This is a genomic window from Microvirga sp. KLBC 81 (genome assembly GCF_003075415.1).
GTDB lineage: Bacteria > Pseudomonadota > Alphaproteobacteria > Rhizobiales > Beijerinckiaceae > Microvirga.
The window spans coordinates 1-605 of record NZ_QDAH01000314.1 but is presented as its reverse complement, the minus strand read 5'-3'; the positions used below and the strand labels follow the sequence as shown (position 1 = coordinate 605).

Below are 605 nucleotides of genomic sequence, written 5' to 3'. Positions count from 1 at the left end.
GCAGGGTCGTCTTCGCGGTCGACAGCTGTCGCCGCATGATGGAGCTCCGCGGGAGGAGCCTTCCTATGTGGACGCCGCACTCGGCTTCAGCGGTGCATTCCATCAAGCGGAATGGCTCAGCCCACGTCCCGGCAGGGACGTCTCAGCACGCTCAGAGGCTGAGCGCGATCCTCAACCGCTCAAGCCGCGGCACCGATGCTCCGGTCGAAGAAGGTGCCGGTCTTGAGCATCGCATGCATGATGACCGCCAGTTTGCGGGCTACCGCTACGGCCGCGCGCTTGAAGCCGACCCGCTCCCGCAGCTTGAGGCCCCATCTCCGCAGGCCGCTCTCGGCCGAGCTGCGGGTCAGGATGACCGTTGCCGCCTCAAAGAGAAGCCCTCGCACCTGGCGATCGCCTCGTCGCGAGATGTGGCCGTCATAGTCGACCTCGCCCGACTGGTAGCGCCGGGTCGTCAGGCCGAGCCAGGCGCCGACGGAACGGGACCGCTTGAAGTTGCCCGGATCCTCGATAGCGGTTGCAAAGGATGTTGCGGTGATCGCCCCGACACCGGGGATCGACATGAGAATGCGACAGGCTTGGTTCTGACGCGCGCCGGCCACGAG

The 605-nt window shown here is 66.4% G+C and carries 1 protein-coding gene; it reads right to left on the bottom strand.

Features of this window, described 5'->3' with window-relative positions; translation table 11 throughout:
* Window positions 1-179: 179 nt before the first annotated feature.
* Window positions 180-605, bottom strand: a 426-nt coding sequence (locus DC522_RS33960; RefSeq protein WP_133239471.1) for a transposase, incomplete at its 5' end; no start/stop codon positions are given.